This window comes from Cysteiniphilum litorale, assembly GCF_003428165.1.
GTDB lineage: Bacteria > Pseudomonadota > Gammaproteobacteria > Francisellales > Francisellaceae > Caedibacter > Caedibacter litoralis.
Genome location: NZ_QLIQ01000001.1, coordinates 107,507 through 122,566 on the forward strand (window position 1 = coordinate 107,507; position 15,060 = coordinate 122,566).

Genomic DNA, 15,060 nt, shown 5'->3' on the forward strand with positions numbered 1-15,060 from the left:
ATAGATTTAAATTATGCACAAAGCTTATATAGCAAACCATTTAATGAATTACTATTTACAGCACAAACGGTACATCGCGCGAATTTTGCTGATGAGATTGAACTTTGTGTGCTGCTAAGCATTAAAACAGGTAGTTGCCCTGAAGATTGTAAATACTGTCCGCAAAGCGGGCATTATAATGCAGGCGTTCAAAAAGAAAAGTTAATGGATGTGGGGAGTATTGTATCACAAGCTCAAAGAGCCAAAGATCTTGGCGCTAAGCGCTTTTGTATGGGGGCTGCGTGGCGCAATCCACCGGAGAAAGCGATGCCACAGTTACTTGAAATTATCCAGTCAGTCAAGTCACTAGGATTAGAGACTTGTATGACTTTAGGGATGTTATCCAAAGCACAAGCCACAGAATTAGCCGATGCGGGGCTTGATTATTACAATCATAATTTGGATACCTCTGAGGAGTTTTATAAAGAGATTATTAGCACCAGAGATTACCAATCGCGTTTAGATACCTTGGAAGAAGTGTCAAATGCTGGCATGAAAGTCTGTTGTGGTGGTATTCTTGGGATGGGCGAGACGATTGATGATCGTTTACAGATGTTGGTAACATTAGCAAATTTGAAAACACCACCAGCAAGCGTGCCAATCAATCAATTGATTCCAGTGCCTGGTACACCACTTGGCAATAAACTCAAAAAAGCTGAAGTTGATAGCTTTGACTTTGTGCGCACGATTGCTGTGGCAAGAATCTTAATGCCAAGCTCAAAAATCAGACTTTCAGCAGGGCGCTCGCAAATGAGTGATGAAATGCAAGCTTTAGCCTTTTTAGCAGGAGCAAACTCTATCTTTTATGGTGATAAGCTATTAACTGCGGCGAATCCTTCAGAGAATGATGATTTGAAGCTTCTCAATACACTAGGCTTTAAAGTAACAAAAAACAGTGAGGAGCATCATGAGCTTGTTAGCGAATGATAAGCATCATGCTGACCATTTAACGGCAATTAAACAAAATGGGCGTTATCGGCAACGTGTATTTACCCAAATACACGACAAATTTATCCATATTGATGAGCATGCATTGATCAATTTTAGTGGTAATGATTACTTGGGATTATCACAGCATGTTGAGGTCAAAAAAAAAGCACAGCAAGCCATTGAGCATTATGGTGTGGGTAGCACATCATCAGCCATTGTTTCAGGAAGTCATTATCTCATTGAGGCGTTAGAACATGATATAGCAGCATTTGTAGGCTATCCACGTGCTTTGCTATTTAACTCTGGTTACCATGCTAATTTAGCGGTGATGAGTCTAATAGGAAACAATGCTCAGACAGTGGTTGCGGATAAATTAGTTCATGCCTCTATTTTAGATGGCATTGCCTTATCAGGTGCCAAGCTTAAGCGCTACCCACACCAAAATATTGATAGTTTGCGCACCATTTTAAAAAAACATCCAGAAGCTAAGCATGTCATTACCGAAGGTGTTTTTAGTATGGATGGTGATATCTCGCCTTTAGCAAGACTTGCCAATACTGGTTCTACTAAACTCATTGTTGATGATGCGCATGGCTTTGGTGTGTTAGGTCAATCAGGCAGAGGTGTGGTAAGTCATGCGGGTTTAACTTTTGAAGATGTGCCTGTCATGATCGTGCCATGCGGTAAAGCATTAGGTACCATGGGGGCACTGGTGTGTGCCAGTGAGGAGTTCATTGAGCTATTGCTACAAACAGCGCGTAGTTATATCTATAGCACAGCACTTGCCATTCCGGTTGTTGCTGCTTTAAATGCGAGTTTAAAGCTAGTTATGAAGGGTGATTATTTGCGTGACAAGTTGTTTGAAAATATTGCCTTTTTTAACCACTATGCACAGAAACTGGGGCTTCATGTTGTATCTTACGATTTGACACCAATTCGCAGCATTATCATTGGAGATAACCAACAAACGCAAAACATACAAGGTATGATTAAAGATAAAGGCTTTTATGTTTCTTGTATTCGTCCACCAACAGTGCCTGAGCATAGTGCCAGACTACGCATATCGCTCACTGCCTTGCATGATACAGGTGATATTAAAGCATTATTAGATCAATTGGTACGTGTGTTATGAGTATTCAAAATCATGTGTTTTTATCAGGCTGGGGCTTTAAGGCGAGTCTTTGGCAAATATTTCACCCTGAAATATCCGCTCATCAATGCATAGATATGCCTTTTTTTGAAAACATAAATGAACAACAAGTATTACAGTATTTATCAAGGAAATTAGCCAAAGCTGAAGTTGTTCATGCATGGTCACATAGTGGCTTATGGGTTTTGAAACTCATTCAACAAAATAAATTGGATGTCAAAAATAAAAGCATTTATTGTTATGGTTTGCCATTATTATGGCAATTTTCTAGTGATGAGAAAAAACAAGCATTTATAAAACAATATGAACTAAACCCAAAAAAACTATCACAGAAATTTTTAAAGCTTGTTGCCTTTCCAGAGGCTGATAAGCTTAAACTCATAGAGTCGTATTGCCTATTGGCAGATGCTAGAGAGCATCATAGTCAATTAAATTACTTAAAGTGGATGTTTTCTTTTACTGAAAGAATGCCAATAACAGATGCAATTGCGTTGTGTAACCAAATGAGCGTTACTGTATTTCTGGCAGAAAATGATGCGATTGTTGATAGTCAATCTTTGGCAAAGTTACTTAATGGTGAGATCACAAAGAGTCAAAGCCACCTAGGCTTATTGCATTTTGCCAAAAGTGAGGTAAGCGCATGCTAAAATCACCGCGCATAAGTTTTAGTGCCGCTAAAGATAGTTATCATCAACATGATCAAGTGCAACGCAAGGTGGATGAAAATTTAAAAAACATGGCATGTCAGCATCTTGAGCAATATCAAAATATACAGCATATATTAGAGTTAGGTTGTGGGGATGGTGTTGCTAGTATTGATATCGCAAAACGACTTATGCCATTGACTTATGATGCGGTTGATATTGCAGATGCTTTGATTGATAGAGCAAGGGAGATAACAGTCGATAGTTCGCCTATATCAAGGTGTAACTTTAACTTTATACAAGGTGATTTTAATCAATCATTTTTCTGGCAAGCATTACCGCAAAAAAAATATGATGTTATCTATAGTAATATGGCGCTACAGTGGTCTCATTGCTTACAAAGATTATTCAAATACATTGATCAAGTGTTGGCTGTAAATGGTATGTTTGTCTTTTCTATTCCGTTGGATGGCACTTTTGAGGAGCTTAAAAAGATTGTTCGTATTAACAAGTTTACAGCGCATCATGAAATGCAATCGTTGTTTAAATTGCTTAATTGGCAGTATTTAAGTATCGATAAGCAAAGCATTCAATTAGAGTTTTTTAATAGGTTGACGCAACTTAAGCATTTAAAAAGCACAGGTGTAAATAGTTTTTTAGGGGATGGAAAGGAGGAAAAGAATGGAAAGGGTCGAAAAAGTAAAAAGCCAGAAATGAAATCGCTTTGGCGATATTTGCACAATGATAATGATCAAATGACAACGTTAAGTTATGAGATTGGGTTATATGTTATTACAAAGGGGTAATTCATGAATTACCCCATGATGGGTTTATGCATCGGGCAATTCATGAATTGCCCCTACGATGGTGTGTGTATGTGACAATTGATGAATTCGGCATATATCAGGTGGTTTGTGAATTGTTCTTACCACCTTAAAATTATACGGTCGGGTTATGTGTGATTATAAAACAATTCCTGTAGGGGTAATTCACGAATTACCCCGTGATGGTGTATGCATCGGGCAATTCATGAATTGCCCCTACGATGGTGTGTGTATGTGGCAATTGATAAATTTGGCATATATCAGGTGACTTGTGGATTGCGCCGACTACCGTGAAATTATATGGTCGGGTTATGTGTGATTATAAAATAATTCCTGTAGGGGTAATTCATGAATTGCCCCGTGATGGCGTATGCATCAGACAATTCGTGAATTGTCTTTACGGTGGTGTGTGGTATATGCGGGGCAATTCGTGAATTGTCCCTACAAGGATCTTTGTAGGGGCGTATTGCATACGCCCTTTATGCGATACCTTTTATGAAATAATTAATAAGGAAAATAAATGAATATATCTTCATTAACAAAATTAACAAAACATAAGCAAATCGCCATTATCGGTACTGATACCGAAGTCGGCAAAACTTATGTCTGTGTTTATTTAATGAGTCAATTAAAAAAGCAGGGCTTAACAGTCGCTGGATTAAAACCAATGGCATCAGGCGCTTTTGTCCAAGATGGTTGCCTGGTTAATGAAGATGCGTTGGCCTTACAAGAGGCATCCTCGGTGCTACTTCCTTATGAAGTAATAAACCCTAACGTTTATGAGCCTGCCATTGCCCCGCATATTGCCGCAGAGCAGGCAAATAAATTATTAACTGTTGAAAAACTTGTTGCACAAACCAAGCATTCTTTAGCGCAAATTAACAGTGATATCACTTTTATTGAAGGCGCAGGTGGCTTATTAACGCCATTAAATTTCAATGAAACATGGGCTGATTATTTAAAGGCTTTAGATATTCCAGTGCTTTTGGTTGTCGGCATGAAGCTTGGTTGTATTAATCATGCTTTGCTAACTGAACACTATCTTAAACAGCAACAAATCCCCTGTATTGGTTGGATTGCTAATTGCATTAATCCTGATATGCCTGTTTTGCAAGAAAATATTCTGACATTGGAAGGGATGTTGAACTCTCCAAAAATAACTGATATTCAATTTAATCTGTAGCTTGATAACATCTTTAGGTGCTAGCGATCTGATTGGGTGATGAAAATGGTACAATTTTGGCTATTGTTGGTTTATTTCCTTCTGTTTAGATGATTTATCATTTTTATATAACTTTTATAACATTTGTCAGAAATTTTTGTCGCACATGCTCATTTTTTTCGGTAAATTATTGTGAGGATTGATTAATAGGATATTAACGAATGTTATCAAGTACACTTAAATTTGAGTGTGTTACATTAAAAAGGGGAAGGTATGAAATCAACTAAATTAAAACGTGATTTAAAAACGCGTCATTTAACAATGATTGCGTTAGGTGGTACTATCGGCACGGGGTTATTTCTTGCCAGTGGTTCAGCCATTTCACAGGCCGGTCCGGCTGGCGCATTGATTGGTTATGCACTCGTTGCAATCGTGGTCTATATGCTAATGACCAGTTTGGGTGAGATGTCAACATATGCACCATGTACAGGTTCTTTTAACAAATATTCAGAGAAGTTCGTTGACCCAGCACTTGGTTTTGCCATGGGCTGGAATTATTGGTTTAACTGGGCGATGACAATCTCTGCTGACTTATTAGGCGCTGGACTGTTGATGCAGTTTTGGTTTCCGGATACCCCTGTGGTGATGTGGAGTGCGATTTTCTTTGTCATTATTCTTGCTATAAATTTGTTTTCAGTATCGATGTATGGTGAGTCAGAATATTGGTTATCCTTTATAAAGGTATCATTTGTTATTATTTTTATTTTGGTTGGCGTGTTGGCTATTTTTGGCATTAGTGAGAATGGTCATGCCGTTGGCTTTAGTAACTGGCATATTGCAAATGCGCCATTTAATGGTGGAATATTTACGATACTGGGTGTGTTTTTAATTGCCGGCTATTCATTCCAGGGGACAGAAATTGTTGGTGTTGCCGCAGGTGAGGCAAAAGACCCAAGAAAGGCGATACCTAAGGCCATTCGTAGTACGTTTTGGCGTTTAACCTTGTTCTATGTTTGTGCATTAGGCGTTATTGGCTTTTTGGTGCCATATACTGCAACTTGGTTAGCAAACCCTGAATCTAATGTTGCCATGAGTCCTTTTACTATGGTGTTTCAAAGCACAGGGTTCACCTATGCCGCAACGCTCGTTAATATCGTATTAGTTACCGCAGTATTATCGGCGGCAAACTCATGTATTTATACCTCATCACGTACATTATGGTATTTATCTAAATCAAAACAAGCGCCTAAAGTCTTATCTAAAACGAATCGTCGTGGCGTGCCCGTGATTGGTGTATTAGTGACATCGATCTTGGGTGCTACATTTTTCTTAGCCTCTTTTATCGGTAATGGCGCAATTTTCAACTGGTTAGTTAATTTAATCAGTTTATCTGGATATATCGGTTGGTTAAGTATTTCGATTAGCCATTTGCGTTTTCGTCGAGCATATATCAAGCAGGGTAGATCGCTTGATGATTTGGTTTATAAATCAAAGTTCTATCCATATGGCCCCATTATTTCGATTATCGCTTTGATTGTGATGATGTTTGGTGCGCAAGTAGAACAAATGCTATCAGGTACCGCAACATGGGGGGCTTTCTTTGCAACCTATAGTGGTGTGATTTTATTTGTTCTTTTGTATCTTGGTTATAAATGGCGTAAACGTACCAAGTTTGAGCGTTCAGCAACATCAGATATTGATTTCTTCCATAAAGAAGCACATCAAAGTGCGTTTTAAATTCTAAGATTTCAGCATAGCTATATCGTTATTACTACTATTACTATGCGGTACTTTAATCAAGAAAATAACGGCTATGCTAGCAATCAAATAGCCAAATAATACGACGATCATACCATTATGGTAACTTGATCCATTATATAGGTAGTTTGTTGTGAGTTGTGACTGACTTTCACGGATAACATAGCCAACAAATGGCTGGAAAATAAAGCCTGAAATAACAACCGCCATATTATTAAAGCCAATAGCAGTGGCGCGATGCTCTAGCTTATTATTGCGTGAAACCAAAGAAAAGCTTAATGCTTGACCGGCGCATGCGGCACCTGCTGCAAAGAACAATATAACAAGGATTGTGACGCTATTAATTGGCGTCAGTGTAATAAACCCAAAAGCGACAGTGCCAATTACCGCACAAAGTACAAGCACGCGTTTGATATGTTCTGTTTTATCGGCAAGAAAACCAAACAAAGGACTGCCAATGGCAATACCAATCCACATAAAAGTGACAATAGTTGCAGCGACTGAAAAAGGAACGTTAAAGTATTGCTCAACAAAAGGGATGCCATAAAGTGAGGCAACAACTGCCATTGGCATCCACAGCAAACAAGCATAGATTGCGATCATCCACGTTTGCGATTGGCGAGCAACAGACTTGAAAGCAAGCCATGAGCTTGTCACGGGTTTCGTTGTTAGGTGTTTATTAGGAAGCTTTAGATAGAAAAACATGATAATCAAGAGAATCAAGCCAAAGCTGCTAATAATCATCATTGTTGCACGCCAACCAAAGTGATCAATCAGTGGGATCAGTGGTAGCGCGCCACACATGGCACCCAATGCCGCAAGCATCTGGGTGATACCTGCGATTAAGGTGAAATAGCGTTTGCTAAAGACATGACTGGCAACGACAAGCACGCCAATAAAGGCGAAAGCGGAGCCAAAGCCCATGAAAATACGTGCACAAGCCGCAAGATAAAAGTTTGGTGCAAGTCCAAACAGAAACCCACCAATGATGCAAATTAAAAGTGGCAGCATAATCACATTGCGTGCAGAGAACCGATCATAAATAAGACCTGCGGGAATCTGCATTAAAGTATAAGTAATAAAATAAGCACCAGAGGTCACGCCAAGCCAGAATATATCGATATGCAGACTGCTCATAAGGTTTTCGGTCATAATGCCAGGTGAGACTTGAAGTGCCATTTCAAAAAAGAGAAACAGTGCCGCTAAAATAAATAAAAGTACTGATTTAAACATAAGGTTATCCTGTTCATTGTTTATGTTTCTACGCTTAAAATATCAAAGATTAAAAAGATAAAAAGATTAAGATGCCTAATTAAAGATAAACTGGACATAAGTAACAACGGATTAAATATAAGTGCAGTAAATCCTAATTAGGCTTAATACATCGACAACAACAGCAAATAGGCATGGAAATAGCAGCACAGCCATTTAAGCTAGATAACTGTGTGTTTAGATATTTATTGTGCTGCATTTAAGTTTTTCTTGCCCGAAAGATCAGTGACTAGAAAGATAGACTACCTTGAAAAAAACAAAATGCAAAATATTTTTTGTATCTATGATTATCGCTGCAATTAAAGGAAAACCAACTTTTAATCCGTTGACACAAACGCTAAAACCCATTACCCTTTGCGCATATGATACCAAGCCAGTACTATTTTGATGTTGAAAGTCAGTAAACTTGCTGATTACGCGGTGATGATCGTGCTCAAATTTGCGCAGAATCCGCAAGGATTATACAGTGCCACTGATCTTATTAGTCTTACGGGGCTTAATTTACCGACCGTGCGTAAAGTACTCAAACTCTTGAGCTTAAAGGGGGTATTACTTGCTAAACGTGGCGCTGAAGGTGGCTATACTCTGGCTTCTGAAGTGAGTGAAATTTCAGTACTTGATATTGTTGAGGCAATTGATGGACCGCTTGCGTTTACCGAGTGTTGCAGCGCGGGATTTATATCATGCTCTGTCAATGATTGCCATATGGGTGGCTATTGGCATGTGATTAATAAAAAAGTCCGCGAAACGCTAAGTGGCTTTAAGTTACTAGAGTTAATGAATACATCATCTGATAAATTAGGTGAATTAAATAAAATAAGTGATATGAATCAAACTAAGAAAGAAAACAGCAAAGAGATCATGCGATATGACGGATGAAAAAATAAATAAAATGCTTGATCAGGAATATAAGCACGGCTTTGTGACTGAGATCGAACAAGAGCGTTTTCGTAATGGCTTGGATGAAGATATTATTCGGCAGATTTCCAAGCGAAAGAATGAGCCTGAGTTTATGCTTAAATGGCGCTTGCAGGCTTATCACAAATGGCTAGAAATGAAAGAGCCAACTTGGGCGCATGTCGATTATGAGCCAATTGATTATCAAGCGATTAGTTACTATGCAGCGCCTAAATCGGCAGCTGATAAGCCAAAAAGCTTAGATGAGGTTGATCCAGAATTAATTGAGACGTATAACAAACTAGGCATTCCCTTGCATGAGCAAGAAATGCTTGCTGGTGTTGCAGTAGATGCGGTGTTTGATTCTGTCTCTGTGGTCACTACTTTTAAAGAAAAGTTGGCTGAAGCAGGTGTGATATTTTGCCCAATTTCAGAGGCGTTACAAAAATATCCTGAGCTTATTGAAAAATATATCGGCTCAGTGGTGCCGCAAACAGATAACTATTTTGCGGCATTAAACTCCGCTGTATTTAGTGATGGCTCATTTGTCTATATTCCCAAAGGTGTGCGTTGCCCGATGGAGTTATCAACTTATTTTCGGATTAATGCCTCAAATACGGGGCAATTTGAACGTACCTTAATTGTTGCTGATGAGGGCAGTTATGTCAGTTATCTAGAGGGCTGTACCGCTCCGATGCGTGATGAAAATCAGTTGCATGCAGCAGTAGTTGAGTTAGTGGCATTAAAAGATGCTGAAATTAAATACTCAACTGTGCAGAATTGGTATCCCGGAGATAAAAACGGTAAAGGTGGTATTTATAACTTTGTGACCAAGCGTGGTGTGTGCATGGGCGCTAATGCAAAAATCTCATGGACACAAGTGGAAACAGGCTCCTCAATTACGTGGAAATATCCATCGGTTATTTTGCGCGGGGATAATAGTGTGGGTGAATTTTACTCTGTGGCATTAACGCGTCATGCGCAACAAGCAGATACCGGTACCAAAATGATTCATATGGGCAAAAATACCAAAAGCACGATCATTTCAAAAGGTATTTCCGCAGGACGCGCGCAAAACGCCTATCGTGGGCTAGTACGCATGTTGCCAACGGCGGATAATGCGCGCAATTTCTCACAATGTGATTCTTTGCTTATTGGTCATGAGTGTGGCGCGCATACGTATCCATATATTGAAAACAAATCAAAATCAGCGCAAATTGAACATGAAGCAACGACATCAAAGATTTCTGATGAGCAGCTTTTTTATTGCCGACAACGAGGCATGTCAGAAGAAGATGCGGTAGCAATGATAGTTAATGGTTTTTGTAAAGATGTCTTTAAAAAGCTACCCCTTGAGTTTGCGGTTGAAGCACAAAAATTGATGGAAGTCAGTTTAGAAGGTGCAATAGGGTAGTGAAATAAGAGAAAGTGTAAAAGCTTTCACAAGGTGCAAGAGTAATAGTAAATAATTGAAGTTACGTGTTTTAGAAAAACTATGATTTTAAAACACCCCGTCAGCCTACGGCTGCCACCCCTCTTGCAAAGAGGGGAATTAGGCAAAGGTTGATGTATATTCCCCTCTTTGCAAGAGGGGTGCTTAAGCTTGTGAGGCGGGGTGTTGGAATAAATGAAGTGCGTAACCTCAGTAAGTAGAAAAGTAAATTAAGAAAAAGCGAAGTAACGATATGTTGTTAGAGATTAAAAATTTACATGCCAAGGTTGAAGATAAAGTACTATTAAAGGGGATAAACCTTGAGATTAAACCTGGTGAAGTACATGCGATTATGGGACCAAATGGTGCCGGTAAAAGTACGTTGGGTAATGTGCTTTCAGGTAAACCAGGTTATGAAGTGACTGAAGGCGAAGTGCTGTTAAATGGTCAGAACATCTTTGATTTAGATGCTTCGGAGCGTGCGCATGCTGGGATGTTTCTCAGTTTTCAATATCCGGTTGAAATCCCAGGCGTTAGCAACACACAATTTCTAAAAACAGCCGTCAATAGTACACGTAAAGCCAAGGGGCAAAGCGAGCTTGATGCAATGAGCTTTATGAAAAAACTGCGTGCGAATATGGATATCCTTGAAATGGATCAAAAGTATATGAAGCGCGGTGTTAATGAGGGCTTCTCTGGTGGCGAGAAAAAGCGTAATGAAATGCTGCAAATGATGATGCTTGAGCCTAAAGTATGTATTTTAGATGAGACAGATTCAGGTCTTGATATCGATGCGTTGCAAGTGGTATCAAAGGGCGCGAATCATATGCGTAATGGTGAGCGTGGCTTTATTGTCATTACCCATTATCAGCGTTTATTAAACTATATCGCGCCTGATTTTGTGCATGTTTTGGCAGATGGCAAAATTGTTAAGTCAGGTGGTCGAGAGCTAGCTCTTGAGCTTGAAGATAAAGGTTATGCTTGGATTAATGACTAAGGAGCACACTATGCTGCAATTAGAACAGCCGATTGCTAAGCTTAATCTGACAGATGAGGCGATTAAACAGCGTGAAAATGCATGGCAAGCATTTGTTGATCAAGGCTTTCCAAATAAAAAAAATGAACAGTGGCGTTATACCGATTTAACTGCTTTGTATCGAAAGTACGATATCGCCCAAGTTAAGCTTGTAGCCAATACAAATATTGACGAAACATTGTCAATGATTAATCTAAATACGGATATGCATAATATCGTTTTTGTTGATGGGCAGCTTGCTCATGTTGATGACATTGATGGTGTGATCATTAACGATAGTTTGTTACAACAACCTCAGCGTGAGAGTAGTGATGCACTGTCTAATCTAAACATTGCCTCGTATTTAGGCGGTGTGACGATTCAGGTTAAGAAAAACACGCGTTTGACAAAGCCTATCATTATGACGTATTTGCACACCGATAACAGCCAGAAAATGTTGGTTAACTATCAGCATACCTTAGTGATTGATGAATATGCGGAGTGTATGATTTGTGAGAATTTTATCGCATTAGGCGACACTTATTCAGCCGCCAATATCTGCAGCAATGTCGATGTTAAAGAGGGTGCCAAGTGCCGCTATGACGCTTTGGCAAACAAAAGCCTGGAGCAGTTATTGGTGACGCATAAACTAAAACTCTCAATAGCCAAAAATGCCTATTATGAAACATTTCAAATGGCAGCTTATGCGGCACTCAAGCGCATTGAGTTTGATGTGGATTTGCAAAGTGAAGATGCCGTTTTTAATGCAAAGGGCATTTACGCTTTAACACATAATGCAAAAGCTGATTATCACGTTAATGTCAAACATAATGCATCTAATACGCAAAGTGATGTCGCGTTTCGTGGTGTCGTTGGTGGCAAGGCATCGGCAACCTTTAATGCAAAAGCATACGTTGCTAAAGGCTTAAATAGCATCAAAGCGCTACAAAACAATCGTAATATTCAGCTAACGAATACTGCAGAGATTAACACCAAACCTGAGCTTGAGATTTATTCTGATGATGTTGTTTGTAGTCATGGCGCGACGATTGGTCAGCTTGACCAACAAGCGCTATTTTATCTGCAATCGCGTGGGATTAACAAAGATCAAGCAACGAGTTTGCTTATTGAAGGCTTTGTCAAGGAGCTCATTACTTTACTTGATCGTGATGAATCAACAATTGAGAGTTACCTTGATAGCCTTGAAGGGCATATCAAACATTTAGTTTAAATAAACGCCTTAAAGTCTTCGGCATATTTAACAGGGTCGAAGCTATGGTAGCTGTAACTTGCTACTTTTTCGGTGATAAAGGGATCTTCCTGTAATAAGGCTTTGATTTCATCTAAATCGCCCGTTGCCAATATAATGCCACCATTACGTGAACTATTAGGTCCTGAGGCAATAAATAATCCTTGCTCATAACCGCGTTCTAGAAATGAGCGATGTCTTGGGCGAATTTGATCAATCATATCAGTAGATGCGGTATAGGTTATGGTAATAATATGCGTTTGTTTCATCGATTTCACTTGAGTTAACATGAAGTATGGTTAATTTTATCATAGTTATTAAGCTGTTTGTACTTTTTTTTCAAGAAACTAAAGCGTAAAATAGCACCAGCAATTTTGCTTATAGTGGTAAAGACAGTTTTCATGAAGTATTTTGATTTAAAAGCGTTAAAAAAAGATAAGATTTTCACTGAATCACGCAAACTTATGTCTCTATCACTTTGGCGAAGGCGTTTGATCTTCTGGGGTGGGGCGATTCTTGTTGGACTGATATGTGTATTGTTTGCATATCTTTGTGACAACCTCAATGATAGCTTCAATGAACTCAGTCAGGATCATCCTTATTGGCCTTTGTTTATCATGCCGATTGGTTTTATGGTGATTATTTATTTACTTAAAACCTATTTTGATGGCGCTGAAGGTAGTGGTATCCCTCAAGTGATGACAGCACTCAAAGTTAAGAATATGCAACGACGCAGTAAATTAGTATCAATGCGTATTGCGCTGGGTAAGTTCCTATTAACCGCATTAGGCTTTTTAAGTGGTGCATCGATTGGTCGCGAGGGACCGACGATTCAATTAAGTGCATCCGTTATGCACTTTTTAGGACGATTAGAGAAATTTAACCGTGAAGACACGGAAAAAGGTTTGTTATTAGCAGGAGGGGCTGCTGGGATCGCTGCGGCATTTAATGCGCCTTTGGCTGGGGTTGTCTTTGCGATTGAAGAATTATCAGGCTCGTTTGATAAAGGTATTACCGGTACGATGATTACCACCGTGGTATTGTGTGGTTTTGTATCCTTAGAGATCATGGGCAATTACGCCTACTTTGGTGCGAGCTCAGCGACGCTTGATATTTTAGGTGGCGGTTGGATCGTGCTTATTATTGTTGCTGTTGTTTGTGGTTTCTTAGGTGGATTATTTAGTCGGATGCTGTTGTTTGTATCCGCAGCTGTTGTAGGCATTGTTCGCAAGCACCCTGTATTATTTGCAGGGAGCATCGGTTTTGTTATTGCCGTGATTGGTGTGTGCACAAGTGGCATTATTTATGGCAGTGGCAAAGAAACAGCCGTTGCTTTGTTAAATGGTCATGATGTTCATGTGTCTATTTTCTTTGGATTGTGGAAAATGATCGCAACTTTATTGTCGTTTGTTAGCGGTATTCCAGGCGGGATTTTCGCGCCATCTTTATCAGCGGGAGCTGGCTTTGGTCATATGATGAGTGGTTTTTTTGATCCAAAATATGCAAGTGCAATTGTCTTAATCGGTACAGTGGCTTACTTCTCAGGGGTGGTACAAAGCCCGATTACTTGTTTTATCATCGTGTCGGAGATGACACAAAATGTCTCAAGCGGAATGCTGTTGCCGATTATGCTAGCGGCGTTATTGGGTACCGCTTCTTCACGTGTGATCTGTAAAGAGCCAATTTATCATGTATTGTCGTTGCGCTATTTAGATAAGCTGCGTGAGGAAAAATAGATTAAGTCAAATATTAGTTCAATAGTTTTGATTACGTACCTTAAGCGAAGTCAAAGGGTGCAAGTCAAAAAATAAATATAATTGTTATAGGTTTTAATAAATATGTTTGATCAATCATTATTTCAAAAAAAGCATCAGCAATATGAGCGGTGTTTTGTTCATGATAGCTTTATAAAAAATGAAATTGCTGAGCGCTTATTGGATAAATTAAGCTTTATTAAATTAAACCCTCAATATGTCTTTGCAGAAGGGCTAGATTCACATTTAGCGGAGATTAAAAGAATATACCCGAATGCAACAATACATCGCACGCTTAACCCAGAGATAGCTTATGATGTGATTATTTCACAGTGTAAAATTCAGCAGGTAGTAAATATCAACACCCAATTACGTGATTGGTATAAACAGCTAAAACCACAAGGTGTTTTAGTTTTCACAAGCTTTGGCAGTAGTAGTTTACATGAGATCAAAAAAGCTTGGCAGCTTATTGATGGTATGGCGCATATCAATCAGATGTTAGATATGCATGATATTGGTGATGTATTAAAAAAAGAACAATATCAAAGTGTGGTAATGGATGCCGAAACGTTAAAGCTCGAATATGAAACAATCGAAACTTTACTCACCGATATTCGCGCACTGAATGAGCCTTTAGCTGATACTAAAATGCGTAAAACCTTGACAGGTAAAGCGCGTTGGCAAAGTTTTTGTGAGCGACTGGAAAAACTTGGGTTATCAGTAAGTTATGAAGTCTTTTATGGTTATGGCTATAAGGGTAATGAACTCATTGCCAGAAAAGAAACCGATCATGAGTCAATGATTAGCTTTGATCAATTAAGAGATGCGCTTAAGCATAATAAGAAATAAGTGCCTAAACAATAGCTTTTGGTAATAATGGATATTCGGGTCAAGCCCGAATATGACGATTAGTGGTCATTCTTGGACTTGATCC

Annotated in this window: 14 protein-coding genes; 12 read left to right on the forward strand and 2 right to left on the reverse strand. The window is 39.1% G+C overall.

The annotated features are described in order from the left end of the window. The 6 genes from bioB to DNJ75_RS00445 all read left to right on the forward strand — a co-directional run bounded on the left by bioB (position 1) and on the right by DNJ75_RS00445 (position 6,486). Positions 1–966: a biotin synthase BioB gene (gene bioB, locus DNJ75_RS00420; protein ID WP_373282840.1), complete on the forward strand. Its 966-nt coding sequence runs from the start codon at positions 1–3 to the stop codon at positions 964–966. Further along, positions 947–2,101, forward strand: a complete 1,155-nt coding sequence (locus DNJ75_RS00425; RefSeq protein WP_117001196.1) for an aminotransferase class I/II-fold pyridoxal phosphate-dependent enzyme — start codon at positions 947–949, stop codon at positions 2,099–2,101. Before bioB ends, DNJ75_RS00425 begins: the two co-directional genes overlap by 20 nt. Further along, complete coding sequence (locus DNJ75_RS00430; RefSeq protein ID WP_117001197.1) at positions 2,098–2,766, forward strand: hypothetical protein; 669 nt, start codon at positions 2,098–2,100, stop codon at positions 2,764–2,766. The genes DNJ75_RS00425 and DNJ75_RS00430 overlap by 4 nt, the downstream gene beginning before the upstream one ends. Further along, entirely contained in the window at positions 2,760–3,569 is an 810-nt protein-coding gene (locus DNJ75_RS00435; protein ID WP_117001198.1) for a methyltransferase, read from the forward strand. The genes DNJ75_RS00430 and DNJ75_RS00435 overlap by 7 nt, the downstream gene beginning before the upstream one ends. 538 nt (positions 3,570–4,107) lie before the next feature. After that, positions 4,108–4,770, forward strand: coding sequence for a dethiobiotin synthase (gene bioD, locus DNJ75_RS00440; RefSeq protein WP_117001199.1), 663 nt, complete (start codon positions 4,108–4,110; stop codon positions 4,768–4,770). A 252-nt stretch (positions 4,771–5,022) separates the two neighbouring features. Then, on the forward strand, positions 5,023–6,486 hold the full coding sequence (locus DNJ75_RS00445) for an amino acid permease (protein ID WP_117001200.1): 1,464 nt from the start codon (positions 5,023–5,025) through the stop codon (positions 6,484–6,486). Between the two features lie 3 nt (positions 6,487–6,489). Here DNJ75_RS00445 and DNJ75_RS00450 read toward each other — a convergent pair whose 3' ends face one another. Next, positions 6,490–7,740 carry an MFS transporter gene (locus DNJ75_RS00450; protein WP_117001201.1) on the reverse strand — a complete coding sequence of 417 codons (1,251 nt, stop codon included), beginning with the start codon at positions 7,738–7,740 and terminating at the stop codon, positions 6,490–6,492. Between the two features lie 426 nt (positions 7,741–8,166). On the opposite strand from DNJ75_RS00450, the gene DNJ75_RS00455 reads away from it, so the two are divergent. The 4 genes from DNJ75_RS00455 to sufD all read left to right on the forward strand — a co-directional run bounded on the left by DNJ75_RS00455 (position 8,167) and on the right by sufD (position 12,354). After that, on the forward strand, positions 8,167–8,658 hold the full coding sequence (locus DNJ75_RS00455; protein ID WP_117001202.1) for an SUF system Fe-S cluster assembly regulator: 492 nt from the start codon (positions 8,167–8,169) through the stop codon (positions 8,656–8,658). Continuing rightward, positions 8,648–10,090: a Fe-S cluster assembly protein SufB gene (gene sufB, locus DNJ75_RS00460; RefSeq protein ID WP_117001203.1), complete on the forward strand. Its 1,443-nt coding sequence runs from the start codon at positions 8,648–8,650 to the stop codon at positions 10,088–10,090. Before DNJ75_RS00455 ends, sufB begins: the two co-directional genes overlap by 11 nt. Before the next feature lie 271 nt (positions 10,091–10,361). Further along, entirely contained in the window at positions 10,362–11,105 is a 744-nt protein-coding gene (sufC, locus tag DNJ75_RS00465; protein WP_117001204.1) for a Fe-S cluster assembly ATPase SufC, read from the forward strand. A gap of 10 nt (positions 11,106–11,115) precedes the next feature. Then, positions 11,116–12,354, forward strand: coding sequence for a Fe-S cluster assembly protein SufD (gene sufD / locus DNJ75_RS00470; protein ID WP_157968150.1), 1,239 nt, complete (start codon positions 11,116–11,118; stop codon positions 12,352–12,354). On the opposite strand, the gene DNJ75_RS00475 is transcribed toward sufD, so the two are convergent. After that, complete coding sequence (locus DNJ75_RS00475; protein ID WP_117001378.1) at positions 12,351–12,641, reverse strand: YciI family protein; 291 nt, start codon at positions 12,639–12,641, stop codon at positions 12,351–12,353. The two genes, sufD and DNJ75_RS00475, sit on opposite strands and share 4 nt — an antisense overlap. Positions 12,642–12,773: 132 nt before the next feature. Here DNJ75_RS00475 and DNJ75_RS00480 point away from each other — a divergent pair, with 132 nt between their 5' ends. Further along, positions 12,774–14,108 carry a chloride channel protein gene (locus tag DNJ75_RS00480; protein ID WP_117001206.1) on the forward strand — a complete coding sequence of 445 codons (1,335 nt, stop codon included), beginning with the start codon at positions 12,774–12,776 and terminating at the stop codon, positions 14,106–14,108. A gap of 102 nt (positions 14,109–14,210) precedes the next feature. After that, positions 14,211–14,975: a methyltransferase domain-containing protein gene (locus DNJ75_RS00485; RefSeq protein WP_117001207.1), complete on the forward strand. Its 765-nt coding sequence runs from the start codon at positions 14,211–14,213 to the stop codon at positions 14,973–14,975. The last annotated feature ends 85 nt before the right edge of the window (positions 14,976–15,060 follow it).